Here is a 24453-nt window from a genome sequence, read left to right on the forward strand (position 1 = left end):
CGACGGTATCCGCTCCCCGCCGGCCGTGCATCCGTGACCTGCGACGCAGCGCCGTCCGAGGCCGCGCCGTCACCCATTGCGAGTGTTCGGGTTTCCCGTTCCCCGTGTTGGTAGAACAATGGGGTGCATGCGCCTGAGGATTTTCACTGAGCCGCAGCAGGGGGCGAGCTACGACACCCTGCTGACGGTGGCGAAGGCGGCGGAGAGCCTCGGCTACGACGCCTTCTTCCGGTCCGACCACTATCTGAAGATGGGGGACGTCGACGGTCTCCCCGGCCCCACCGACGCCTGGATCACCCTGGCGGGGCTCGCCCGCGACACCTCGCGCATCCGCCTGGGCACGCTGATGACCGCTGCGACGTTCCGGCACCCGGGCCCGCTGGCGATCGGTGTCGCCCAGGTCGACCGCATGAGCGGCGGCCGGGTCGAGTTCGGCTTCGGTGCGGGGTGGTACGAGGAGGAGCACGCGGCCTACGGCATCCCGTTCCCGGCGTCGGGCCGTGAGCGCTTCGACCGCTACGAGGAGCAGTTGGACATCATCACCGGGCTGTGGGCGACCCCGGTGGGTGAGTCGTTCCGCTACGAGGGCCGCCACTACCGGTTGGCCGAGGGGCCGGCGCTGCCCAAGCCGCAGCAGGCGCCGCGCCCGCCGGTGCTGATCGGCGGGACCGGTAAGAAGCGCACCCCGCGGCTCGCGGCGGCGCACGCCGACGAGTACAACGTGCCGTTCTGCGGCGTGGACGACACCTTCGCGGCGTTCGAGCGCACCCGGGCCGCGGTCAAGTCGTCGGGCCGCAGCGAGCCGATGGTGTACTCGGCGGCCCAGGTGCTGTGCTGCGGCCGCGACGACGCCGAGGTGGCCCGCCGCGCCGGGGCGATCGGGCGGGAGGTCGAGGAGCTGAAGGAGAACGGCCTGGCCGGGACCCCGGCGGAGATCGTCGACAAGCTCGGCCGGTTCGCCGAGATCGGTACCGAGAGGATGTACCTGCAGGTGCTCGACCTGTCCGACCTGGATCACCTGCAGCTGGTCGCGGAGCAGGTCGCCCCCCAGGTGGCCTGACGGGCCACCGGGCGCGGATACGGGCGGCGGCGGTGCCCTCGGCGGTTCCGCCGCACCCTCGTGTGCCCGGGCGGGGCCCCGGGGGATAACTTGATATCGAGATATACGTTCGATAGCTTGATGTCGAGATAAAAAACGACAGTTGGTCACCGGGTGTGAGGTTGGCCGCTGCCACCCTGAGGCAGCCGCGCGTGCGAAACCGCGCGGCCGGTGCGCGCGGCGGCGCGGGCGGCGACATCACCCCTGGTAGAACAGTTACTTTGGCGTGCTGTGAGGTGGGTCGGCCCCGGTCCACGCGCCATCTCATAAGGGCAGCCTCAGTGATCTCCCGGCGTCGCCGTTAGTGCAGGATGCTGGGAGAAAGTGGCGAGATCAGGAGGCAAGCATCGTGTCCGCGAACAGCTTCGGCAGCCGTGACACGCTCCGCGTTGGCGACGAGTCGTATGAGATCTTCCGCTTGGACGCCGTCGAAGGCTCCAAGCGACTTCCCTACAGCCTGAAGGTGCTGCTGGAGAACCTCCTGCGCACCGAGGACGGCGCGAACGTCACCGCCGAGCACATCCGTGCCCTTGGCAACTGGGACCCCAAGGCCCAGCCGAACCAGGAGATTCAGTTCACCCCCGCGCGGGTGATCATGCAGGACTTCACCGGCGTGCCCTGTGTGGTGGACCTCGCCACCATGCGCGAGGCCGTCAAGGAACTGGGCGGCGACGCCGACAAGATCAACCCGCTGGCCCCCGCCGAGCTGGTGATCGACCACTCCGTCATCGTCGACGTCTTCGGCCGGCCCGACGCCTTCGAGCGCAACGTCGAGATCGAGTACGAGCGCAACCGCGAGCGCTACCAGTTCCTGCGCTGGGGCCAGACCGCCTTCGACGAGTTCAAGGTCGTCCCGCCCGGCACCGGCATCGTGCACCAGGCCAACATCGAGCACCTGGCCCGCGTGGCCATGGTCCGCAACGGCCAGGTCTACCCCGACACCTGCGTGGGCACCGACTCCCACACCACCATGCAGAACGGCCTGGGCATCCTGGGCTGGGGCGTCGGCGGTATCGAGGCCGAGGCCGCCATGCTCGGCCAGCCGATCTCGATGCTCATCCCGCGCGTGGTCGGCTTCAAGCTCACCGGCAAGCTCAACCCCGGCACCACCGCCACCGACCTGGTGCTGACCATCACCGAGATGCTGCGCGAGCACGGCGTGGTCGGCAAGTTCGTCGAGTTCTACGGCGAGGGCGTGGCCGCGGTGCCGCTGGCCAACCGCGCCACCATCGGCAACATGAGCCCGGAGTTCGGGTCCACCGCCGCGATCTTCCCGATCGACGACGAGACCATCCGCTACATGAAGCTGACCGGCCGCAGCGAGGCGCAGACCGCCCTGGTCGAGGCCTACGCCAAGGAGAACGGCCTGTGGCACGACCCGGCCGACGAGCCGGTCTTCTCCGAGTACCTGGAGCTGGACCTCGGCGACGTGGTCCCGTCCATCGCCGGCCCCAAGCGCCCGCAGGACCGCATCGCCCTGTCGACCGCCAAGCCGACCTGGCGCCGCGACGTCCAGAACTACGTCGACGACCCGGTCGACGAGGCCAGCGACGAGTCCTTCCCGGCCTCCGACGCCCCGGCGCAGGCCGCCAACGGCGGCCGTCCCAACAAGTCGGTCAAGGTCACGCTGGCCGACGGCACCGAGACCGAGATCGACCACGGCGCCGTCGTGATCGCCGCGATCACCTCCTGCACCAACACCTCCAACCCGTCGGTCATGCTGGGCGCCGCCCTGCTGGCCAAGAAGGCGGTGGAGTGCGGCCTCACCCGCAAGCCGTGGGTCAAGACCTCGCTGGCGCCGGGCTCCAAGGTCGTCACCGACTACTACGAGCGCTCCGGACTCACCCCGTACCTGGACAAGCTCGGCTTCAACCTGGTCGGGTACGGCTGCACCACCTGCATCGGCAACTCCGGCCCGCTGCCGGAGGAGATCTCCAAGGCGATCCAGGACAACGACCTCGCGGTCACCTCGGTCCTGTCGGGCAACCGGAACTTCGAGGGCCGGATCAACCCCGACGTCAAGATGAACTACCTGGCCTCGCCGCCGCTGGTGGTGGCCTACGCCCTGGCCGGGTCGATGGACATCGACATCACCACCGAGCCGCTGGGCACCGGATCCGACGGCAAGCCGGTCTACCTGTCCGAGATCTGGCCGTCGCCGGAGGAGATCCAGGAGGTCATCGACTCCGCGATCGCCTCGGACATGTACGAGACCGCCTACTCCGACGTGTTCGCCGGTGACGAGCGCTGGCGCTCGCTGCCGACGCCGACCGGCAACACCTTCGAGTGGGACGCCGAGTCCACCTACGTGCGCAAGCCCCCGTACTTCGAGGGCATGGCCACCAGCCCGGCCCCGGTCACCGACATCACCGGCGCCCGCGTGCTGGCCAAGCTCGGCGACTCGGTCACCACCGACCACATCTCGCCGGCCGGCGCCATCAAGCCGGGAACCCCGGCCGCCGAGTACCTGAAGTCCCACGGGGTGGAGCGCAAGGACTTCAACTCCTACGGCTCGCGGCGCGGCAACCACGAGGTGATGATCCGCGGCACGTTCGCCAACATCCGCCTGCGCAACCAGATCGCGCCGGGCACCGAGGGCGGCTACACCCGCGACTTCACCCAGCCCGAGGGCCCGGTGTCGTTCATCTACGACGCCGCGCAGAACTACGCCGAGCAGGGCACGCCGCTGGTCGTCCTGGGCGGCAAGGAGTACGGTTCGGGCTCGTCCCGCGACTGGGCCGCCAAGGGCACCCGCCTGCTGGGCGTCCGCGCCGTCATCACCGAGTCCTACGAGCGCATCCACCGCTCCAACCTGATCGGCATGGGCGTCCTCCCGCTGCAGTTCCCGGAGGGGCAGTCCGCCGACTCCCTCGGCCTGACCGGTGAGGAGACCTTCTCCATCACCGGCGTCACCGAGCTCAACGAGGGCCGCACCCCGTCCACGGTGAAGGTGACCACGGACACCGGCGTCGAGTTCGACGCCGTCGTCCGCATCGACACCCCGGGCGAGGCCGACTACTACCGCAACGGCGGCATCCTCCAGTACGTCCTCCGCCAGCTGATCGCCAAGTAACCCCCGGCGATCGCGACCCACATCGGGCCGCCCCGTCCACAAGACGGCGGCGGCCCGTTTCGTGTGTGCAATGTTCTCGGGAGGCCTTCTCAGTCGTTTCCGATGAGATTTCGCACCACCCGTTTCACGTGGTCGTGCCGGTCGGGGCGTAGATAACCGACATTCTCGCGCAGCCAGGTCTGCGGAAACCAGACAACGCGATCGAGAAGTGCGACACCGAGGTTGGTGATAGGTTCGCTGATCTCCGGGTCGGTGAGTTGGTGGCGGTTCACCTCGCACAGGATCACGCCGAGCCCTGACTCGTTGTAAAGGTCACCGCTGACGACCAGGTGCGGTACAGGAGGCAGGATGTCGTCATCGTCTCCTTGGCCGATCGTCCAGACTTCGCCGAATCGGGGGGTCACTCCGCCTCTCCCGCACCGCGTGTCTCGCGGTGGACCGCAGCACGTCGGCGGGCATACGCGGCAAGGTGATCGGGTCCGAAGAGACCAGCGCGCTCTCTCTCCGCATGGGCGCGGGCATACGCGGCTCGCGTGGCCTCACGATGGGCGGCGCGTTCCACCCACTCCGACAGGCTGATTCCTGCACGCTCGGCCTCGGTTCGGATCTCGGTGGCGATGTCTGGGTTCACACTTACCGTAAGACGTTCCTTCATACCTTTCACTCTAGGCGGAGGACGTCAGGCACGACAGGAAAACAGAGAAAGTCGGCGCAGAGTCCCTCCAACGACCCGACAGACCGGTTGAGCCGGGCGGGAACACCAGCCCCTGCTCTGTACGGGAGGTGCGCTCAGTCGGGTCGGCGCCGGGGCATGCGCCGCAGGCCGGCCGGCTCCCTGCCGCAGCCACGCCGACGAAGGCAGCAGGGTCCAGGGGCCGCTGGTCGTCGTGCGGGTGAGGGCCACTCGGTTCGGGGCCTCGGCCCGACGCCACTCCCCGCGATGATGATGGGATTCATTCGCGCGAAACGGACATGTCGGGCGCACAGGTGGCAACGCGCTTGAGCTGGTCACAGTCCAAGGTCAGCAGAGTCGAGAACGGCCGCACCGCCGTATCGACCAAGGATCTGCGTGATCTGCTTACCCTCTACGGAGTCCCTGAGGTGCGCCGCGGCAGCTACATCGAGCTCGGCAAGGGAGCCCGGGTTAAGGGATGGTGGGATGACTATGCCGATGCTATCCCGCAGGACTACGCCAACTACATCGGTTTGGAGACGGAGGCTGCCCAGGTCCTCAGCTACGCGCCGCAGGTCGTCACTGGGATTCTCCAGACGGAGGACTACGCGCGGCATGTGATCAGGGCGGCGTTGTTGATATCTCCGCCAGGAGAGGTCAACCGTCGGATCAAAGTCCGGATGGAGCGTCAGGAGCGATTCATCAATGATCCGTCTCGCTCCCTCTCCGTGGTGCTGGATGAGGCTGCATTGCGGCGTAAGGTCGGTGGCCGGGAGGTTATGCAGGAGCAGCTGTCGTGGCTTCTTGCCGTTGCTGAGCGGGACAACGTCACCCTCCGCGTTTCGCCATATGAGGTGGGCGAACACCCCGCCACCGCAGGGGAGTTCACCATCCTGCAGTTCCCGGAGGACGGAGACCCCGACGTGGTTCATGTAGAAGCGATGACAAGTAGCCTCTACGTCGAGGAGGAGGCCGATGTCTTTCGCTATACGCTCGCCTTCAACCAGTTGTGCACGATGGCACTGCCCCCGGAGAAGACGCGCGCGTTCATGGCCTCCCTCCTCGATAGATGAAACCAGGTAGTCAAGAGGAGCCTCGGCATGTCCACGTCGGAGCCGTCCCCTAGAGGCTGGCGGAAGTCCAGTTACAGTGGGAACGGCCCCACATGCGTAGAAGTCGGAGACCTCCCCTCAGGGAGAGCCGTCCGAGACTCCAGGCATCCGGAGCTTGGTCACCTCTCCTTCGGGTTCTCGGAATGGCGGGCCTTCGTCTCTACGGTGAAATCCACGTGAAGGAGACCAGGTAGATGGTCCGCAAGTCCCCCCAGCCGCTCGGGCGTACCAGCAGCTACAGCGGAGGCGGGAAGGAATGCGTCGAGATCGCTCAGGCGGCTCGTGCGTCACTGGTCCGAGACTCCAAGCACCCGGAGCGTGGTCACCTCTCCTTCGGATTTCCCGAGTGGGAGGCCTTCGCCTCGTCGGTCAAGGAGGGTGAGATCGACGGCTGAGTCTCGGTAACCTCCACGCTCTACGTACGGACCCGGACCTCAGAGGGATCTGGTCCGGGGCTTTCCCGTGGCGTCACGGTCCGATCAGGGGGTAATCCATTGATTCTCAATCCCCTGATATCCACAAGTATCCCCTTTTTCTTATGATTGTTTCAATCAAGGATTTCACGTTGGCAATGTCGGTGGATATCTCTGGTCGGCGAAGGGCGATGCTGTCGAGCTCTTCGAGGATGCATGTTAGCTGCCAGGTGTTGAACATCGTGTCGGCGTGCAAGTGGATTCCCGACAGGAATGTCCCTTCTGTGGCGGCGTCGAATATTCTTTCCGTTGCAGAGCTGAGTTCTGGCCCCGCGTATTCGCGCTGGTGGATCTGGTCTTCAGTGAAAACAGAGATTCCCAAGACTTCTCCGCTGCTTCTGTGGGTTTGGGCTAGAGTGGATGCATTGTTATTACGCCACCCCACTTATCTTGAACTACCCTATATCTTCTTGTGGGGTCACCGCCTGCATTTTGTGACTTGTTTCCGATGATTTCGCTGGCTGTGACATCCCTTTCATAGTTGCCATTTCTGTTGGGTCCCCTTGCTGGAGTGGATTCAGCTGCCTCGACCAGCGCGTCCAGATCGACGTCGCTCCTGAACAGGCTCTTGTCAGGGGTGACAAGTGGCCCACCTGGCATGTGCTTGTCCCTAACATACTTCTCAGACTGGTCGTCGAGCATCGGTGGAGGGCAGTCGTTGTTGTGGACAAGGATATCCATTCCCGGCGCAGCAACGTAGTAAGTGCTGATCCCGTCGACCGTGAAGTTGTGGACATTCTGGTCGGAGGCCCTGCTCGTCTGGACTGCTGTAACCTGCACCCACGTTCCGTTGGAGGAACGGAGCCATGTGCCGGGATCCAGGTCGATCGCGTCGACCCACTTACCCTTCTCGGGAGCCCAGAAGGGGTGTTCGTCGGTGGCGGTGACCGATCCTGTGTCACCGTTGTCATCGGCGATGGTGATCTCGACGAGGGTCTTCTCGCCCGAGCCGGTGATGGTGGCGGTGACTGAACGGGGACCCTCCTCGCCGGTGAGGGGGTCGAATGCCCAAACGTCGCTGCCGACGGCTATGTCCTCGATGGGCGCCGATGTGCCGTCTGCGAGCAGGACGGGGGTTCCGGGGAGGAAGCTGTTCCCCGTCTTGCATCCAGCTGCCCTGTTGTCCTCATTCTTCTTTTCGTCGTTCGAAGAGTCTTCCTTGTCGGACTTCTGCCCGCTGTCCTTATCCGAGCCGTTTCCGTCGGGAGGTTTCGACCCACCTCCCTGGGGTGTCTTGGTGGCAGCCTTCCCACCCTTCAGAAGCAGGCCGACCCCACCTACGAGGGAGGATCCGATGTCCCACACGCCGTAGCCGAAGGCCGCCGGCCAGTCACCTCGGTCCCAGGCGTCGCGCAATTCCTGGCTGAGAATCAGTCCGAGAGGATCCTCAGCGATGGCGTCCCAGCTGTCGCCAAGGGATCCCACCGGATCGGTCAGCAGTTCCCCGATCCCCTCGATGACCCCACCGACATCGTTGCCGGCACCATCAGCCAGAGCGTCGAGAAACCGTTGCACCGGCGGGTCGTCTTCGTCGACCTCTCCGAGCCCTTTCGGCGTGACCTCGTCGCCCGGCGCCAGTATCAGCGGCTCGCCGTCTTCATCTACCGGGAAGTCCGTGCTGTGGGTGCGGCTGTATTCCCGGGTCGTCGCGTCGCCGGGAAGGCCGGTCGTTTCGGCCCCGTGGTCCGCGGTACCCCCCGGATCGATGTCGTCGCCCGCGAGTTCGGTCGGGTCGTGGCCGGCAGCGGTCTCTTCACCGGAGACGCCTTTGAGTGCCCGCTCGATCTCGGCCGCGACGCGGTCTCCGATTCCGGCGTCCATGACAACGCTGACGATCGCGGCGACCAGGAGGATGACCGCGGCGTATTCGATCATGTTCGCGCCGCGGTCGGGGTCGTGAATCCTGCGAAACACCAGGAGGACCTATCCGGGGGGGTTGGGGGGTGAGGGTTCCGGTGCGCAGGCTCTTATCTGTGGAGGGAAGAGCCTGACGTCAGAAAGGCGCGGGAGGATTTCTGTAGGACGAAGACGGTGATCAGGACCGGGAAAAGGAGATTCGTCAGCCCTTGCGGGTCGCCATTGCCGATCCGTCCGAGCGCAAAGAGAAGTAGGAACACCTGAAGGACCAGGATCGCCGCCAGTATCCACCTTCCACCTCTCGGGATGCGCAGGGCGAGGAACAGTGCTGCGATCCCGGGAAGCGCAGTCCATACGAGGAGGCCGAGTAGCTCGGGTCCCATGTCGAAGATCAACAGGCCGCCGATGACCTGGAGGCCAACGACAGCGGTTAGGACGAACAACAGGATCCGGGTGATGCGGAGTGGGGTCGGCAGCGTCTCACGCATGAGGAGAGACCTCCAGGGTGAGAAGCGGTGAGCGGCCGACGTCGAAGTGGGGGGAGGGGCGGGACACGGGATTCTCCGGGCGATGGGGGATGGAAGGGCCGGGGGAGGAGGGCGCAGAGGCGCCGGGCGGTAGCGACCCTAACGCGGACAGCCACAACAACGTCAAACCTCTGGCCGAAACTGGACACACGTATGAATCGATGCCTGACGCTTGTGTGACCGGCGGACCCCAGGCGCCTACTCGCATGAGGACGCGATGATCAGCAGGAGGATGAGGATCCCCAGGTGGGGGAGGCAGCCGAGGGAGTTGGGGTTCTTCGTATTGATTTCGACGCTGCCGCCGGGGATGAGTTCGGGGTGGTGGTCGGCGTAGTGGGCGATCGCGCGGTCTTCTGCCTCGGACTCGGTGGTCCATCCGGTTTTGAAGCCGCATTCGCCGCACCGGTAGCGGTAGGCCATATCGAACCTCCTCAAGGTCTTTCTCGAACGAGAAGGGGGTAAGTGAGCCGGGCCTCGGCGCGGGCCCGCGTGCGGCGGCGGAGCCGTCCCATGCGCCCAGACCGGTACTGCTTCGGGCTGGGCGATCTCTGCCGCGTGCACGTTCACCGGCCGACGGGTCCGGCCCGGCTCACCTTGACGATGGCGGCCGCGTGCGCCCGGTGAACAGGCCAGGGGACCGGCCAAAGATGACCTGCGGTTGACCTGCTTCTATGTGGGCGGCCATGGCGGGGGTGGATGGGGAAGAAGCCCGGCGGCCGGTTCCCCGTTCGGGCATGCGAACGCCTCGCGAGCCGTTCGTGCATCGCGAGGCGTTCAGCGGTCCGTGGGGATCGGGGTCAGGATCGCGGCGGCTGCCCCTCACACAGGGCCGTGTCCATCAGGTCCAGTCTCAGCTGCATGTTCGAGGAGATCACGACGAAGCCCGCGTTGGTCACGAGGGCAGCGTGGCGGCCGTCCTCGGTGACCAGGGTGTAGGTCGAGTAGCCCGGTACGTCGCCGCCGTGGCCCCATGCCTCGCCACCGCAGGACAGTTCATGCCGCATGAGGCCGAGGCCGTAGCCGCGAACAGAGTCGCCCATGTCGCGGATCTTCTGCATCTCGGCCAGACCCGCGGGCGAGACAACCTTGCCGTCGGTCAGCGCTCGGTAGAACTCCGTCATGTCCTCCAGAGTCGATGTCATTGCTCCGACGCTGCTGTAGAGGGACGGATCGTACGTGGGGGCGGAACGCCAGGCGAAGAAGCCGCCGACCCGGATACCTTCGTAGCCGTTGACGGCCGGAGTGGGCAGTGCGCGGTCGCCCGGCGCGGGGAATGCGGTCCGATTCAGGCCCAGCGGTTCGATGATGCGGCCTGTGATGGCCTCGTGCACCGCCATCCCCGTCACCTCCTCGATGAGCATGCCGAGGATGAAATAGCCGGTGTTGGAGTAGGTCCAGCCGGCGCCGGGCGCGGAGACCGGCGCATAGCTGAGCCCCTTGCGAACCGAGGCGGCCAGGTCGTAGGTGCCGTCCGGGTTGGCCGGAGGCTTCTGACCGAGCCAGTGCGGGTGGGGGGCGTACGGTGCCAACCCGCCGGTGTGCTGGAGCAGGTGGCGCACGGTGATGCGGGTGCCGTCGTAGCCGTCGCCGGTGACGACGCCGGGCAGGTAGTCCTCGATGGGGTCGTCCAGGGCGACCTCGCCCTCGTCGACCAGTTGCAGCACGACCGCCGCAGTGAACGTCTTGGTCTGGCTTGCGATACGGAAGTGCTCATCCGACTGAATCGGTCGGTTGGCGTTGACCGTTCCCGTGCCGACCGACAGTGTCCAGGTGTCGTTTCCGTCCCCGGCGTGGACGGCTGCTCCAGGGCCCGCGCTCCGCTGGAAGGCCTTCAGCGCAGCGAGCGTGGCAGGGTGGTCCTGCTCGGTCGTCTGCGCGCTCGCCGCCGGTCCCGACAGCGTCAGCATCGTCGCGCACACAGTGCCGATGATGATGGAGAGCTTCGTCTTGCTCCGCTTCTCTGCCATGGTGTCTGCTCCTTCGTGAGGGGGCACGCCGGTCAGTTCGTCGCCGCGGCCGCGAATGCGGCCTCCAGACGGGGGATGTAGTCAGCGATCGCGGGGGCGAAGCAACCGTAGTTGTGGCCGCCGTTGCAGGTGGGGGAGAGCGATGCGCCGTTGCCGTAGTTGACGGCGCGGCTGGGGATACCGAGCCTGTCCAGGCGGGATGTGACGGTGCGGACGCCGGCGGCGGTGCGCTTCTCGATGAGGTCGTTGTCGCCGGTGTAGAGAGTGATGCCGGTGTCGGCGAGCTTGGCCAGGTTGGTGGAGGACGCCGGATCGACCGACCTCCAGATGTGATCGGCGTTGAAGACGGGGTACGGCGAGCCGAAGATCGCGTCGCTGTCGACGACGGGGCCGTAGTCGGCACATCCGCGCGAGCTGCTGACGGCGCACCAGGCGCTGAGAAGGTTGAGCTCGGTGGCCACCACGGCGCCGCGGACGGCGTAGTCGCCGAAGTCGATGGCGCCGGACAGCGAGGCGACATGGCCGAACAGGTCGGGTCGGGCCTGGGCGTAGTGCATGGAGCCGAATCCGCCCATGGACAGCCCGATGACGGCGCGGTGGTCGCGGTCGGGGACGGTGCGCAGGTTGGCGTCGATGAAGGGGACGACCTGTTCGAGGTGGAAGGTCTTCCAGTTGGCCGCGCCTTCGGCGGTGTCCTGCATGAGCCAGTCGGCGTACCAGCCCTTCCGGCCACCGTCCGGTGCGACGGTGATCATCCGGTCCGAGCGCAGTCCCTCGACCGCGCCGGCATCGTCCGCGTTTCCGGGCCCGCCGTGGAGGAAGTACGCCACCGGCCAGCGCTTGCCGGGCTCGGACGCGTAGTCGCTGGGCAGGAAGATGCGGATCTTGCGCGGCCCGGCCACTTCGGGGGTGGTCACCGTGATCGAGAAGTCGGTGCCGGAGTGCACCTCCCGGGCATCCGGGACCTGGGTGAGCCCGAATCCGTCGGCGAACTCGGGTACGGCGGGCGCATCGGCGTGGGCGACCGGACCGGTCAGGGCCGCCCATGCCACGGCCGCGGTGGCCGCGGCGATGACTCGGGTGGCACGGAACCTGCGCGACAGCGTGGATCTCAGCACGTTCGTCTCCTTGGTGCGCAGTGGCGGGGGGAGAGGGCGGGGCCGCCGGCACGGCCCCGCCCTTGCTCGGGCGGACGCGGGCGGCTGACACTGGGGGTCGGCTCAGCACGCCGGATCACGTCCACCCGCCACGACCATGGGGTTTCCCGCCGCTTCACGAACAGGCCAGGGGACCGGCCATTGGTGACCGGTCGTCACGCTAAGCTCACAACGCCTGAGTTCGTGTGAAGGGCGGCCAATGTGACGGACCAGTCGGGCACGCTGTTGCGGCGACTGCGCAAGCATGCGGGCCTCACCCAGGAACAGCTCGCGGAGCGTGCCGGGGTGGGTGTGCGTACCATCCGCAGGCTGGAGACCGGCAAGTCCGCCGACCACCGGCTGGCGACGGTCAATCTGCTGGCGGACGCGCTGAACGCCAGTCCCGAAGACCGCCAGAAACTGACAGGCCCGCTGGTCCCGGCACCACGCGAGCCGGGCACTCCGCAGTCGGCACCGGATGCCCAGCCGTCCCAGCTGTCGCCGCCGTTTCGCGGGTCGGCTCGCGGGATGGTGCCGTCGAGCAACGCGCTCGTGGGCGCCGCCGATGCCCTGGCCAGAGAAGTCGGGCGCCGGTGGCAGCGGGAGGAGGACCAGCGCCGGGTCCCCGATCCGTTTCCGCTGCCGGTGCGGTGGCAGCAGGCTCCCGCAGATCTGACCGACCATGCGGAGAACATCCAGCGTCTTCCTCCGGGAGCGCCCCCGCAGGACGTGGATCTCAGCGGTGATGTGGGGAGCGTGGCCGAGACCTACCGGCGCATCTCCTCGGGACGGCTGGTGATCCTCGGCAGGGCGGGCTCCGGAAAGTCGATCCTGGCGATCAGGTTCGTGCTGGACCTCCTTTCGGCCCCGGATTCCCCCGGCCGGGTACCGGTGATCTTCGGCCTCGGATCCTGGGATCCGACGACCACCGCACTGCGGGACCTGCTGGTCGACGGGCTTCTACGGGACCATCCGCACCTGGCCGAAAGGGCGCCGGGCGGTGGGACGCTGGCCGCCGCCCTGGTCGACGCCGGACTGATCCTGCCGGTCCTGGACGGGTTCGACGAGATCGCCGATGGTCTGCGAGGCGAAGCGCTCCACACACTCAACACCACCCCGTCCATGCCGCTCGTTCTGACCAGCCGACGCGACGAGTACGCCCGCGCCGTCCGCACGGCGCACTCGCCCCTGGTCTGGGCCGCCGGCATCGAACTTTCCGACCTCACCCTCGACGACCTCGCCGGCTACCTGCCCCGCACCGCGCGGCCCGTCGCCCACGGCGACGCTTCCGGCGGCGACGCGGGGCTGTGGGACGCCGTTATGACCGAGCTGCGATCCGGGCTGACGCAGGGGAGCGTGAACCTCGCCGGGGTGCTGCGTACCCCGCTGATGGTCGGCCTGGCGCGGACGATGTACAGCGAAACACCGGGCAGCGACCCCGAGGAACTGCTCGACACCACGCGTTTTCCCACCGAGGACCACCTCGAAGAGCACCTGCTGGCCGGGTTCATACCGGCGGTGTACCGGCGCCGCGCCCCCGAGCGGTCCGACGACGGCCAGCCGCGCAGGCACCGGGATGCGCACCGCGCCCAGCACTGGCTCGGCTACCTCGCCCGGCAGAACCGCGGCCGCCAGGACCTCGGATGGTGGCGCATCGCGGGTTCCCTGGGCCTCCCGACACGCGTCCTGAACGTCGTGCTGGTCGCGACACTGTGCGTGGCCGTGTCCATCTGGATCGTCGGCGCGTTCCTGTCCCCGTGGGTCGTCGATGAACCGTGGAACCTCGGAATGATCCTGCTGCAGGGCGCCCTCTTCGGTCCCTGTGCCGGTGTCGCGTTCGGAGCGGCCTACTGCGCCCTGCCCTCCTTCCGCCGAGGGGCCGTCGAGCCGTCCCATGTGCGGTTGCGGCTGCCTGTCACAAGCCGCGGCGTGCGGCCCAGACCGGTCCGCGCGTTCACGGCCCGCTTCACCATCGTGATGCTGGGCGGAGTGGTGGTGGGCAGCGGACTCGCGTGGGCCGACGTCCTCCTGGGTGTGGTCCGGAAAGGAAACGCGTTCACCGACCCCGGAGTGCTCCAGAGCGCGGTCACCAACATGCTGGTCTTCGGACTGATCTTCGGAACGGCGGCCGGGCTGGTCTTCGGGCTGCTCGCCGTGCTCGAAGCCCCCATGGACATCACCGCCGCGGCCACCCCGGTCAGGCTGCTCTCCTCCAACCGCACGACCGCGGCACGGCAGTTCCTCGTCCTCGTACCGACGCTCAGTTTCGGCATCGCGCTGTCCGGCCACGTGGTCGTCGCCCTGTTCCAGCAAACCATTGGACCGCTGGCCTGGGGGCTACCCAGTGCCCTCCTGTTCGGGGCGGCCGGCGGACTCGGCGGCGCCTCCTCCTACGTGCTCGCCTTCACCGCCTGGGGCCAGTGGCTGACCCTGTCCCGCATCTGGCTCCCCCTCACCGGCAGGCTCCCCTGGGACCTGGTCGCCTTCCTCGACGACGCCTATCGCCGCGGCGTGCTGCGCCAGACCGGCGCCGTCCACCAGTTCCGCCACATCCGGCTGCAACACCACCTCGACCGCACATTCTGCGATCAGCAGGCCGACCCCCGACCCGCCCGAGCCGCAGCGAGCCCATGAGCGACCGGGACCCTGGAGAAGACAGCGGGGTGTGCCAGTGGCGTAGTGGCGTATCCGCGTTGGCGTTCTCATCCTCGATTCAGCGATTGGCGCCCTTCAGCGATCCCGTGGTTCCTCTGGGATCAATGATGACGCAGGTGACCTGGCGGTCGTTGAACACATTCCACGATTGTTCGCTGGGGTGGAGCAGTGAGAACTCAAGCTCGGAATCGTCGTAGTCGACATTCACAAACCACAGGAACTCCTCCCTGCAAATATCCTCGGCCGTCTCCTTGACCTTCGCCAAACCGGGGAAGTCACCGTCATCCAGCGTGGTGATGGCATAGACCTCGGCTCGGTGGGGATCCGTGCAGTCGACGGTGTTCACTCTGTCGACCTCGTCATCCGTGAACTCTGTGAGCAGACAGTCACCGACCTCAAGGCGGTAGGGGCTGTCCGCTCCGGGGTCGAAGAGAACGACCGGGAGGAACCCGCAGCCTGAGAGGGTCAGGCCTGCGGCGACGGCGGCGGCCGTGCTGATGGCGCGACCGGCACGGAGACGGGGGGCGGTGGGAGGCATGAAAGCTCCGTGAAGAGGTTCGGGGGTGTCGAGGGTCAACATATCGGTCGTTGTGGACGTTCAGGACTCTATTTGGTCACGACCGAAAAACGCCAATTCTGCGATGAACATGGTTTTCGTCGGGGCAAAACGGACGGAATTGACGCGGATTGCCATGGTCATCGTGAGGAATTATGGAAAAGCGGGCGAGGATTTCGGTGCGGTCGGAGGTGAAACGGAGGCAAATCTCTGTGTCGATTCGGGCTAAGCCGCGCCGTCAGACGTGGCGAGCACCGGGGTTCCGGCGAAGCTGTGTTTCAGAGATCGTGTCCGGTCGTCCGCGCACCGTGGGGGAGGAGCTCATGGCACTGCACAAGGCCGACCGGCCTGCCGAGGAACAGCTCGCGGACATCTTCACGAGCCGGCTGAGCGAGGCGCCGCTCCCCAAGTACCGCATGCCGGAGACCCAGTCCGTCCCGCGCGTCGCCTACGCCCTGGTGCGCGACGAGCTCTCCCTGGACGGCGATGCCTCGCAGAACCTCGCGACCTTCTGCACGACCTGGGCCGATGACGAGACCTACCGCCTCATGGCCGGAAGCCTCGGCAAGAACGTCATCGACAAGGACGAGTACCCGCAGACCGCAGAGATCGAGTCGCGCTGCGTGCACATCCTCGCCGACCTGTGGAACTCGCCCGAGCCGCGGCACACCATCGGGTGCTCCACCACCGGATCCAGCGAGGCCGCGATGCTCGGCGGTCTGGCACTGAAGTGGAGCTGGCGCAAGCGCCGCCGAGCCGAGGGTGCCGACGCTTCGCGCCCCAACATCGTGGCGGGGCCGGTGCAGGTCTGCTGGGAGAAATTCGCGCGCTACTTCGACGTGGAGCTGCGCCAGGTCCCGCTGGAGGAAGGCGCCACCGGTCTGCGCCCGCACCAGCTGCGCGACCACGTCGACGAGAACACCATCGGCGTCGTCGCGATCCTCGGTGTGACCTTCACCTGCGACTACGAACCGGTCGCCGACATCGCGGCGGAGCTGGACGCCATCCAGCGCGACACCGGGCTGGACATCCCCCTGCACGTCGACGCCGCCAGCGGCGGGTTCATCGCCCCCTTCTGCCAGCCGGACCTGGTGTGGGACTTCCGGCTGGAGCGTGTCGCCTCCATCAACACCTCGGGACACAAGTACGGCCTGGCGCCGCTGGGGGTGGGCTGGGCGGTGTGGCGGACCGCGGACCTGCTCCCCGAGGAGCTGGTCTTCAACGTCGACTACCTGGGCGGCGAGATGCCGACCTTCTCCCTGAACTTCAGTCGGCCCGGCGGTGAGATCATCGCCCAGTACTACGACTTCGTGCTGCTGGGCCGGGAGGGCTACCGCACGGTGCAGCAGCACTGCCTGGACACCGCTGCCCGGCTGGCCGAGGAGGTCGACCGGATGGGGCCGTTCACGCTGCTGTACCGGGGTGAGGGCGGTCTGCCCGCGGTCTCCTACACGCTTTCCGAGCCCGATCCCGGGTTCAGCCTGTACGACCTGAGCGACCGGCTGCGCATGCGCGGCTGGCAGGTCCCCGCCTACCCGCTGCCGCCCGACCGGGACATGACGGTCGTCCAGCGGGTGCTGGTCCGCCACGGCATCAGCGCGGACAAGGCCGTTCTCCTGGCCGAGGACATGCGCCGGGCGCTGCGGGAACTGCGATCGGGCGCGGCCGGGCCGGGCGCTCGGATCGGTTTCCATCACTGATCGCCGGGGCCGCTCGCACGATGGTGGCGGTGCCCTTCTTCGCGTGATGTCGGCGAGAGCCGTCGCCCGGACGAATACGCCGCGCTGCGCGTCCGTCCGGGCGGGGTCGGATCAGGCCTCGCTGTTCGTCAGCGAGCCCGTGGTGCCGTCCAGGTCGACGACCATGCAGGTGACAGCACGGTCGTCCATGTTGTTCCAGGAATCCTCGGTCGGCATCAGGAAGGTGTAGGAGAGTTCAGCGTCGTCGTTGTCGTCGATGAGCGCCTCCAGCTCCGAACGGCAGAAGGAGTCCGCTTCCTTGTCGGTCTCCTTCTCACCGGGGTACGTGTCGCCCGAGAGCTGATGCTCGGCGTAGACCTCTGCCTCGTGCGGCTCGGCGCAGTCGATGGTGTCAGCGTCGTTGATCTCCTCGCCGTCAGGGACTGTGGCAAGGCAGTCACCGACCTTGAGGTCGAAAGCGCTGCCCGCGAGGAGGCCGCAGCCGGAGAGGGCCAGGCCTGCGGTGACAGCGGCGGCGGTGGTGAGGGCGCGGCCGAGGCGGGGGTGGGGGAGGACAGCAGGCATCAGGCACTCCGTGATGGTTCAGGGGATTGCGGGGGGTCGAACAGAGATAGAACTTAGCGGTCGGAAGGGTGGTGAACGGTCGTTTTCGGGCGCGGTCGGGATTTCCTGGAAGAACTGTGACCTGGGCGGGCATCGAAGGGGGACGTTCGCCGCCGGTGTTCCACGCGGCCGGGGGCCGGGGCGGTGCGCCCGTGTCCGCCTCGGGGCGCCGACGACCGCGGACCCGGGGCAGGCTCCGACTGCGGTGGCGCCGCCGGTTCCGCCGACCAGGGTCGAACCCTCGACTCGGCCGACCGCGGTGGAGCCCGGGCACTCGCCGACGACCTCCAGGCCGCCGAGTCGGCGGCGGTCGCCTTCATCGACGAGCTCCGCGGCCGCCTCGACGGCTGGCGGCAGGCCCCGCAGGTCTACGTCGACCCCGCGCTGGTCCTCGCCTTCCTCCTCCACCCGGGCCAGGTCCGGCCCCCGGACAGCAACGGGGACGCCGAGGCGGGTGAGCTGTTCGGCGCGCTGTGGCAGCGGGTCGGGCGCTCCGAGGGACCCCTGCGGGCCGGCCACGCCGCGGCCGTGCACGCGGCGACGGGTACGGTCCGCACGATGGCCGAGAACCGCCGCGCGTGGCGCGGCGAGCTGGACCTGGCCCACACCGACCTCGACAAGGCACGGAACCGGTGGGCCCTGCAGATCTTCCTGCACGTGGCCAAGATCCTGATGTTCGTCGGCGCGATCGCGCTCATCCCCATCGGGTTCACCAACCTGGGCTACGTCAGGTCGACCGACCCCGCCTCCACCACGAGCGCGTTCAACACCTGGATCCTCTGGGAGGCCCTGCTGTTCGGCGGGGCGATCGCCATCGCGACGACCACCGGTGGGCACAACGGGTTCCGGACGCGCCGACATGCCGCCCAGGCTGGGCGGGCGTACGCCGCCGCCCGTGTCGAGGAACTGCGCGCGGGGATCGCAGCGGGCGACGAGGAGCTGCGGCTCACCCGCGAGATCTGCGGGCGGTAGCGGCCGATCGAGACCGACGGGGGCACCCTGGGGCTCAGACCTCCACCTTCATCGGATCCTCGCTGGGTTCGGGCATGCCCGACGCCGGTTCCAGGGTGATACCGATCTGGCGGGCCGTCCCCAGATCCTTGGCCATCCCCGAGAGCATGCCGTCCGCGGTCGCCTCCAGCATCCCCGCCGAGCGCATGCCGTCGTCGTCCACCAGCCACATCTGGTATCCCATGCCCTCGGGCGGCGGGGCCAGGCCCTCGACCATGATCATGGCGCTGCCCATCTCATCCGAGGTGACGACGGTCGCGCGCGCGGTCGTACGCGGCACCTCCGACGCGCGGATCCGCGCGTCGGAGGCCGCCAGCAGCGCCTCGACCTCGGCGGTGTGGGCGCGCATGTCGTCCATGCGCTGCTGCATCGCCACCACGGTCCCGCCCAGGGCGAGCGCGACGGCCAGGCACGCGGCCGCCGCGAGCCAGGGCAGCACCGTGCGGCGGCGCCGCAGCGGGACGGCGGGAGCGGTGCCGTCGGGGGCCGGGGACGCGGACTCCTCCTCGACACCGCCGGGCGCCGCCTCCGAGGCCGCGGTCTGCGCGCCGTGCTCGGCCGTCAGCGGCGGGAGCCGGCGGATGCCCGGCACCGAGGCGCGCAGCCGCTGCCAGACAGCCGGGTCGGGCTCCTGGGCCTCGGCGTAGGCCAGCCGCACCGTCGTCGCCCGGAAGTCGTGCAGGTCGCGGCGGCAGTCCGCGCACCGGACCAGGTGCCGTTCGGCGCGCTCCCGCTCCTCGCCGGTCAGCGCGTCGACCGCGTAGGCGGCGGTGAGGCCGTGGACCTCGTCGTCCGGTGCGCTGTGGTCCGGCGTGCTCATCGGGTCACCCCCAGGCAGTCGCGCAGCTTGATCAGTCCGTCGCGCAGGCGGCCCTTGACCGTGGTCAGCGGGACCTGGAGCAGCTGGGCCGCCTCACGCTGGGTGTAGCCGGTGTAGTAGGTCATCCGCACGGTCTCGCGCTGGATCTCGGTCAGGTGGCGCAGGCAGCGCCGCACCTTCTCCCGCTCCAGGCGGTGGGCGACCCGGTCGGGCACGTCGTCGGCCGGGGAGGCGTCCGGTTCCAGCCGACCGGCATGCTCCAGGCGGGTGGCCGCGGCCTGCTCGGAGCGGACCCGGTCGACCGCGCGCCGGTGGGCGATGGTGAGCACCCAGGAGCGCACGCCGCCGCGCTCGGCGTCGAAGCGGGCGGCGGTCCGCCACATCTCCGTGAACACCTCCTGGGTCACCTCCTCGGCCTGGGCGCGGTCCCGGATCACCCGCTGCACAAGGCCGAACACCGGCCCGGAGAGCTCCCGGTACACCGCCTCGAACGCGTCGAGATCGCCTCGGGCGGTGCGGCGCAGCAGGGGGCCCAAATCGCCCTGACCGTCGAGTGGGTGCTCGTCCGCCGTATCGCCGCCCCCCGGTGGGGGACTCACCGGTATCGCCTGCTCCACCCTGCCACCGCCCTTTCCTCGTGGTGCCGTCTCGCCGACTCCCACCATGTCATTCGGAGCCGGGGCGGGGAGGGCGACGCCGCCACGCGCCTCGCCCGAGGGCTTTACCGTTTCGTTGCCGAAATCGCCGTCGCCCCACCGTGCACCGGTCCGAACGAAGGACGTGTCGCATCAACGGAACGATTCGCCCGGAGCCCCTGGCCTCAGTGGCGCCATCGCCCTGCCGAACCGCGCCACCGCCGCGCTGTGCGGGCTGATCGCCGGGGGCGCCGGACTGGCTGCGGCCGAGGCCGTCGGCGCCCTCACCCGGCCCGAGGCCACGCCCCTGCTCGCCGTCGGAGCGGCGGTCATCGACCTGGTCCCGCGCCCGCTGAAGGAGTTCGCGGTCGCGGCCTTCGGCACCGCCGACAAGGCGGTGCTGCTGGGCGGGATGGCGGTGACGCTGGCCGCCCTCGCCGCGCTGCTCGGCACCGCTTCCCGGCGGCGGCCGGCGGTCGGCGGTGCCGGGATCGCTCTTGTCGGCCTCATCGGTGTCGCCGCCGCCCTGACCCGGCCCGACGGCGGTCTCCTCGACGGACTGCCGTCGGCGGTGGGTGCCGGCGCGGCGACGGTGCTGCTGCGCGGCCTACTGGCCCGCGCGCCCCGGCAGGGCGGTCCGCCAGAGGAGGGCGACGCCCCGCCCGGCGCGCGGGGTGGGCCTCCGGTCGGCGCGTCCGCCGACATCCCGGCGTCCACCTCGGCGGCGAGTCCCGACGCGGCCATCGGAGAGCGCGTCCCATTCGACCGCCGCCGCTTCACCCTGCTCGCCGGTGCCGCAGCGGCGGCGTCGGCCGGAATCGGCACGGGCGCGCGCCGGTACGCCGCCTCGCGGGCCGAGGGTGCCGCGTCGGCCGGACGGATCACGCTGCCCGCCCCCGCCTCGCCCGCACCGCCGCTTGCGGATGGAGTGGACCTGGAACTGGACGGGCTGACCCCCTTCTTCACCCCCGACGGCTCCTTCTACCGCATCGACACCGCGCTGACGGTGCCGCGCATCGACGCCACCGCCTGGACCCTGCGCGTCCACGGCCAGGGCGCCACCGAACGCCGGTACTCCTTCGACGACCTGCTCGACCGCCCCGACCTGATGGAACGCGACATCACGCTGGCGTGCGTCTCCAACCCTGTGGGCGGTTCCTATGTCGGCAACGCCCGCTGGATCGGTGTGCCGCTGGCGGCACTGCTGGAGGAGGCCGGGGTCCGTCCGCCCGCCGAGGGCGGCCCGGCCGACCAGCTCGTCTCGCGCTCCTCCGACGGCATGACGATCGGCACCCCCGTGGCCGACGTGCTCGACGGCCGCGACGCCATGCTCGCCCTCGGCATGAACGGGCGCCCCCTCCCACCCGAGCACGGATTCCCGGTGCGCATGGTCGTCCCCGGGCTGTACGGATACGTCTCGGCCTGCAAGTGGATCGTCGAGATCGAACTGACCACGTTCGACGCCTTCGACGCCTACTGGGTGCCGCGCGGCTGGGCCGACCGGGCACCGGTCAAGGCCCAGGCCCGCATCGACACCCCGAGGCAGCAGGCGCGGCTCGACGCCGGACCGGTGACGGTGGCCGGAGTCGCGTGGGCACAGCACGTCGGCGTCGACGCGGTCGAGGTCCGGGTGGACGACGGCCCGTGGCACCCGGCCCGGCTCGCCGCGGAGGGGACGGCCGACACATGGCGCCAGTGGGTGTTCGACTGGGACGCCGAACCGGGGGAGCACCGGCTCGGCGTTCGCGCCACCGACCGGAACGGAGATGTGCAGACCGGGCGGGAGGCCCCGCCCGCCCCCGACGGCGCCACCGGGTGGCACACGGTCGACGTCACCGTCGAAACGACATAGCGCCCGCCGGGGAAGCGGGGCGCGCACGGCCCCGGCCAGCGCCCCGTCCGCCCCTGCCCATGCCCCCGTGCGGTCCCCGCGACCGGTCACGGAGACGGCGGGTGCGCATCGCGCCCGTCACGTATCGCAAGTTCCGACCCACGAAAAGGAACCGAGGAGCCAGTATGTCCATTCGCTCGATGAACCGGTTGCGTTCCCTCGCCGCAGTCGGCGGTATCGCCCTGGCGATCGCGCTGCCGCTGTCCGGCTGCCTGAACAGCGAGGACAGCGGCGACGAGATGTCGACCCAGCAGGAGTCCACCGATGAGGACATGGGCGACATGAAGGACGACGAAGGCCAAGGCGGCATGGGCGGGGAGTCCATGGACGACGGGGAGATGATGGACGACGGCGACGCCATGCGGGGCGACGGCGACGACGGCGACGACATGGACGACATGGACGACATGGACGACGCGGGGGAGATGGACGACACGGACGAGGGCGGGGACATGGAGAGCGACGGGTAGTCCTCAGGCGACCTCCTGTCCCGCCGCGTCCGGCGCCGCGACCCGCTGTACGACCGGGCGGCGGGCGCGGCGCTCACAGCCGCCCCGCCGCCGTGTTCTCGATGATGAGGTCGGCGTGCTCGCGCGGGCGGTGTTCGGCGCAGAACGCGTCTTCCTGCCGGGCCCACATCTCCCGGTAGGGGGCGTAGAGGGCGGCGTCCCCGCGCTGCGCGAGGCGCTGTGCGCGCACGTCGGCAGGGGCGTCGACCCACGCCAGAACCGACAGGTAGGGGCGCAGCTCCCGTGCGCCCGTACCGCAGCCCTCGATCAGCAGGAACGGACCGGTCGGCGTCTCCTGCCACTCCTCGGCGTGCCGTCCCCGGTCCCAGTCGTAGGCCCGCCACCGCGGGTGCCCGCCGCGCAGCAGCGGATCGATCACCCATGCGCGCACCAGTGGGACCACGGCCGCCAGCCCGTCCCACCCGGGGTACAGGTCGTCCATGCGCATCACCGGGCAGCCCAGCTCGGTGCCGACACGGTCGGCCACGGTGCTCTTGCCCGCGCCCGAGGGGCCCTCCAGCGCCATGACCCGGCAGCGCCCGGCCCGGGGCGGAGCGCCGCGCAACAGCCCGGCCGCGGCGGCGGGCCAGGAGGGATCACCGGTGGAGAGGACAGGCACGCGCGGAGTCTAGCCCGACCGCGGCGACTCGACCGTGCCGGCCGTCGACGCACCGCAGCGCGGTGACCGCCGTGGGCGTGGGCCGGGCATCACGGCTAAGCTCCCTGTCACCGAAGGCCCGGCCGCCGGTCCGGGCCCAAGCCGTGAACCCAGGAGCGACGAGGGGAACCCGTTGTGACCGACACCGAGGTGGCACCGGGGAGCCAGGCGGAGCTGCGCCGGGCCAATCAGCGGCGGGTGGTCGAGGCGCTGCGTGCCGCCGGCACGCTCACGCAGGCGGAGATCGCCCGGGCCACCGGCCTGTCTCCGGCCAGCGTCTCCAACATGGTGCGCGACCTGCGGGCCGCCGGGACCGTGTCGGTGCGCGAGACATCGTCGAACGGGCGGCGGGCGCGCGCGATCACGCTGCTGCGCCCGCCGGGCGCCGTGATCGCGATCGACTTCGCCCCGGCCCGGCTCGCCGTCGTGCTCGGTGACAGCCAGGGCACGACGCTGGCCCGGGAGTCGGTCGCCTACGATGTCGCCGCGGACCCGGCACGCGGGGTGCGCCGCGCCGTGTGGCTGGTGGAGACGGTGCTGGCCGCGGCACGGGTGGACCGCTCGACCGTGACCTCCGCGGTCGCCTCGATCCCGGGCCCCATCGATCTGGGCAGCGGCGAGATCGGGGAGATCAGCTGCCTGCCCCGATGGGCGGGTTTCCGCCCGGCGGCCGCCCTGGCCGAGAAGCTGGGGGTGGGGGTGCTCGCGGAGAACGACGCCAACCTGTGCGCCCTGGCCGAGACGGCCTCCGGGGCTGCGCGGGGCCTGGAGCACGTCATCCACGTTCAGCTCTCCGAGGGCGTGGGCGCCGGGATCGTGATCGGCGGTCGGCTGCTGCGCGGTACGCGCGGCAACGCGGGCGAGATCGGGCATATCGGGCTGGACGAGCGCGGGCAGGTGTGCCGCTGCGGCAACCGCGGCTGCCTGGAGACGCTGACCGGGGCGCCGTACCTGCTGGGGATGGTGCCGCCGCGGCAGCAGAACGGCGACACTCCGGGCACGATCCCTGAGGTGGTGGCGGCGGCCGCGGCCGGAGACCCGGGGTGCCGCCGTGTGGTCGCGGAGGCCGGGAGCGCCCTGGGCCGGGGGATCGCGATCCTGGTGAACACGTTCAACCCGGACATGGTGACCGTCGGCGGCGAGCTGGCCGCGGCCGGGGAGCTGCTGCTGGAGCCGATGCGCCGGGAGGTGGAGCTGGGCGCACTCGGCAGTGCGGTGCGCGATCTGCGGGTGGTGCGGGCCGAGTTCAGCGGCGATTCGGCGTTGCGCGGTGCGCTGCGGCTGGCCGTGACCGCGGCCGGGTGACGCGGCCGCGTGACACGATTCGGTAAACAGGCCCGTGGCGCACGGATCTTCACACCCCCCGCATTCCCGTCAGGCGCTGGACTTTCGGTTTGTTCATGTCTTGAAGGCAACGTGCGTGACGTTTCGGTTATGCGTTCACACCTTGACGTCAACTTTGCCGGGGGTTTTGACTTCCGCCCATGACCTCACCGGG

The 24453-nt window shown here is 69.2% G+C and carries 23 protein-coding genes; 11 read left to right on the top strand and 12 right to left on the bottom strand.

Annotated elements, in window-relative coordinates; translation table 11 throughout:
• Positions 1-127 precede the first annotated feature (127 nt).
• Complete coding sequence (locus tag HNR23_RS06575) at positions 128-1060, top strand: LLM class F420-dependent oxidoreductase (protein ID WP_184074514.1); 933 nt, start codon at positions 128-130, stop codon at positions 1058-1060.
• Positions 1061-1448: 388 nt separating this feature from the next.
• Positions 1449-4172 carry an aconitate hydratase AcnA gene (gene acnA, locus HNR23_RS06580; RefSeq protein WP_184074516.1) on the top strand — a complete coding sequence of 908 codons (2724 nt, stop codon included), beginning with the start codon at positions 1449-1451 and terminating at the stop codon, positions 4170-4172.
• Between the two features lie 89 nt (positions 4173-4261).
• On the opposite strand, the gene HNR23_RS06585 is transcribed toward acnA, so the two are convergent.
• A complete protein-coding gene (locus tag HNR23_RS06585; protein ID WP_184074518.1) occupies positions 4262-4576 on the bottom strand; it encodes a hypothetical protein in 315 nt (104 codons plus the stop codon).
• A gap of 568 nt (positions 4577-5144) precedes the next feature.
• Between HNR23_RS06585 and HNR23_RS06590 the strand changes: the two genes are divergently transcribed.
• From HNR23_RS06590 to HNR23_RS06600, 3 genes are read left to right on the top strand one after another with little or no spacing between them, the layout of a single operon-like run.
• Positions 5145-5918, top strand: a complete 774-nt coding sequence (locus tag HNR23_RS06590; protein WP_281381828.1) for a helix-turn-helix domain-containing protein — start codon at positions 5145-5147, stop codon at positions 5916-5918.
• A 27-nt stretch (positions 5919-5945) separates the two neighbouring features.
• The gene (locus HNR23_RS06595; protein WP_184074522.1) at positions 5946-6137 is read left to right on the top strand and encodes a DUF397 domain-containing protein; all 192 of its coding nucleotides are present in this window, start codon (positions 5946-5948) and stop codon (positions 6135-6137) included.
• Between the two features lie 14 nt (positions 6138-6151).
• On the top strand, positions 6152-6352 hold the full coding sequence (locus HNR23_RS06600; RefSeq protein ID WP_184074523.1) for a DUF397 domain-containing protein: 201 nt from the start codon (positions 6152-6154) through the stop codon (positions 6350-6352).
• 106 nt (positions 6353-6458) lie between these two features.
• On the opposite strand, the gene HNR23_RS06605 is transcribed toward HNR23_RS06600, so the two are convergent.
• From HNR23_RS06605 to HNR23_RS06630, 6 genes are all read right to left on the bottom strand, one after another.
• Complete coding sequence (locus HNR23_RS06605; protein WP_184074525.1) at positions 6459-6752, bottom strand: hypothetical protein; 294 nt, start codon at positions 6750-6752, stop codon at positions 6459-6461.
• Between the two features lie 29 nt (positions 6753-6781).
• A complete protein-coding gene (locus tag HNR23_RS06610) occupies positions 6782-8305 on the bottom strand; it encodes a polymorphic toxin-type HINT domain-containing protein (RefSeq protein ID WP_221308045.1) in 1524 nt (507 codons plus the stop codon).
• Positions 8306-8397: 92 nt separating this feature from the next.
• Entirely contained in the window at positions 8398-8775 is a 378-nt protein-coding gene (locus HNR23_RS06615) for a hypothetical protein (RefSeq protein WP_184074527.1), read from the bottom strand.
• A 237-nt stretch (positions 8776-9012) separates the two neighbouring features.
• Complete coding sequence (locus tag HNR23_RS06620; protein ID WP_184074529.1) at positions 9013-9234, bottom strand: hypothetical protein; 222 nt, start codon at positions 9232-9234, stop codon at positions 9013-9015.
• Between the two features lie 377 nt (positions 9235-9611).
• The gene (locus HNR23_RS06625) at positions 9612-10781 is read right to left on the bottom strand and encodes a serine hydrolase domain-containing protein (protein WP_184074531.1); all 1170 of its coding nucleotides are present in this window, start codon (positions 10779-10781) and stop codon (positions 9612-9614) included.
• 32 nt (positions 10782-10813) lie between these two features.
• Positions 10814-11899, bottom strand: coding sequence for an alpha/beta hydrolase (locus HNR23_RS06630; RefSeq protein WP_343070446.1), 1086 nt, complete (start codon positions 11897-11899; stop codon positions 10814-10816).
• Between the two features lie 240 nt (positions 11900-12139).
• On the opposite strand from HNR23_RS06630, the gene HNR23_RS06635 reads away from it, so the two are divergent.
• Positions 12140-14551: a helix-turn-helix domain-containing protein gene (locus tag HNR23_RS06635; protein WP_184074533.1), complete on the top strand. Its 2412-nt coding sequence runs from the start codon at positions 12140-12142 to the stop codon at positions 14549-14551.
• A 79-nt stretch (positions 14552-14630) separates the two neighbouring features.
• Here HNR23_RS06635 and HNR23_RS06640 read toward each other — a convergent pair whose 3' ends face one another.
• Positions 14631-15110: a septum formation family protein gene (locus HNR23_RS06640; RefSeq protein WP_184074535.1), complete on the bottom strand. Its 480-nt coding sequence runs from the start codon at positions 15108-15110 to the stop codon at positions 14631-14633.
• Positions 15111-15451: 341 nt separating this feature from the next.
• On the opposite strand from HNR23_RS06640, the gene HNR23_RS06645 reads away from it, so the two are divergent.
• Positions 15452-16828, top strand: coding sequence for a glutamate decarboxylase (locus HNR23_RS06645; protein ID WP_184074537.1), 1377 nt, complete (start codon positions 15452-15454; stop codon positions 16826-16828).
• A 111-nt stretch (positions 16829-16939) separates the two neighbouring features.
• Here HNR23_RS06645 and HNR23_RS06650 read toward each other — a convergent pair whose 3' ends face one another.
• Positions 16940-17392, bottom strand: coding sequence for a septum formation family protein (locus HNR23_RS06650; protein ID WP_184074539.1), 453 nt, complete (start codon positions 17390-17392; stop codon positions 16940-16942).
• Between the two features lie 183 nt (positions 17393-17575).
• On the opposite strand from HNR23_RS06650, the gene HNR23_RS06655 reads away from it, so the two are divergent.
• Positions 17576-18403 carry a hypothetical protein gene (locus tag HNR23_RS06655; RefSeq protein WP_184074541.1) on the top strand — a complete coding sequence of 276 codons (828 nt, stop codon included), beginning with the start codon at positions 17576-17578 and terminating at the stop codon, positions 18401-18403.
• A 34-nt stretch (positions 18404-18437) separates the two neighbouring features.
• Here HNR23_RS06655 and HNR23_RS06660 read toward each other — a convergent pair whose 3' ends face one another.
• Both HNR23_RS06660 and sigK read right to left on the bottom strand, forming a co-directional pair.
• The gene (locus HNR23_RS06660; RefSeq protein WP_184074543.1) at positions 18438-19262 is read right to left on the bottom strand and encodes an anti-sigma factor; all 825 of its coding nucleotides are present in this window, start codon (positions 19260-19262) and stop codon (positions 18438-18440) included.
• Positions 19259-19927 (bottom strand): ECF RNA polymerase sigma factor SigK, encoded by a 669-nt coding sequence (sigK, locus tag HNR23_RS06665; RefSeq protein ID WP_184074545.1) that lies wholly within the window; start codon positions 19925-19927, stop codon positions 19259-19261. Before sigK ends, HNR23_RS06660 begins: the two co-directional genes overlap by 4 nt.
• A gap of 166 nt (positions 19928-20093) precedes the next feature.
• Here sigK and HNR23_RS06670 point away from each other — a divergent pair, with 166 nt between their 5' ends.
• Complete coding sequence (locus HNR23_RS06670) at positions 20094-21749, top strand: molybdopterin-dependent oxidoreductase (protein WP_394353813.1); 1656 nt, start codon at positions 20094-20096, stop codon at positions 21747-21749.
• Between the two features lie 164 nt (positions 21750-21913).
• Positions 21914-22258 carry a hypothetical protein gene (locus HNR23_RS06675; protein ID WP_184074549.1) on the top strand — a complete coding sequence of 115 codons (345 nt, stop codon included), beginning with the start codon at positions 21914-21916 and terminating at the stop codon, positions 22256-22258.
• Positions 22259-22331: 73 nt separating this feature from the next.
• Here HNR23_RS06675 and HNR23_RS06680 read toward each other — a convergent pair whose 3' ends face one another.
• Positions 22332-22916 carry a hypothetical protein gene (locus tag HNR23_RS06680; protein WP_184074551.1) on the bottom strand — a complete coding sequence of 195 codons (585 nt, stop codon included), beginning with the start codon at positions 22914-22916 and terminating at the stop codon, positions 22332-22334.
• A gap of 174 nt (positions 22917-23090) precedes the next feature.
• Between HNR23_RS06680 and HNR23_RS06685 the strand changes: the two genes are divergently transcribed.
• Positions 23091-24260 carry an ROK family protein gene (locus HNR23_RS06685; protein WP_184074553.1) on the top strand — a complete coding sequence of 390 codons (1170 nt, stop codon included), beginning with the start codon at positions 23091-23093 and terminating at the stop codon, positions 24258-24260.
• Positions 24261-24453: the final 193 nt, after the last annotated feature.

The organism is Nocardiopsis mwathae, assembly GCF_014201195.1.
Classification (GTDB): Bacteria; Actinomycetota; Actinomycetes; order Streptosporangiales; family Streptosporangiaceae; genus Nocardiopsis_C; species Nocardiopsis_C mwathae.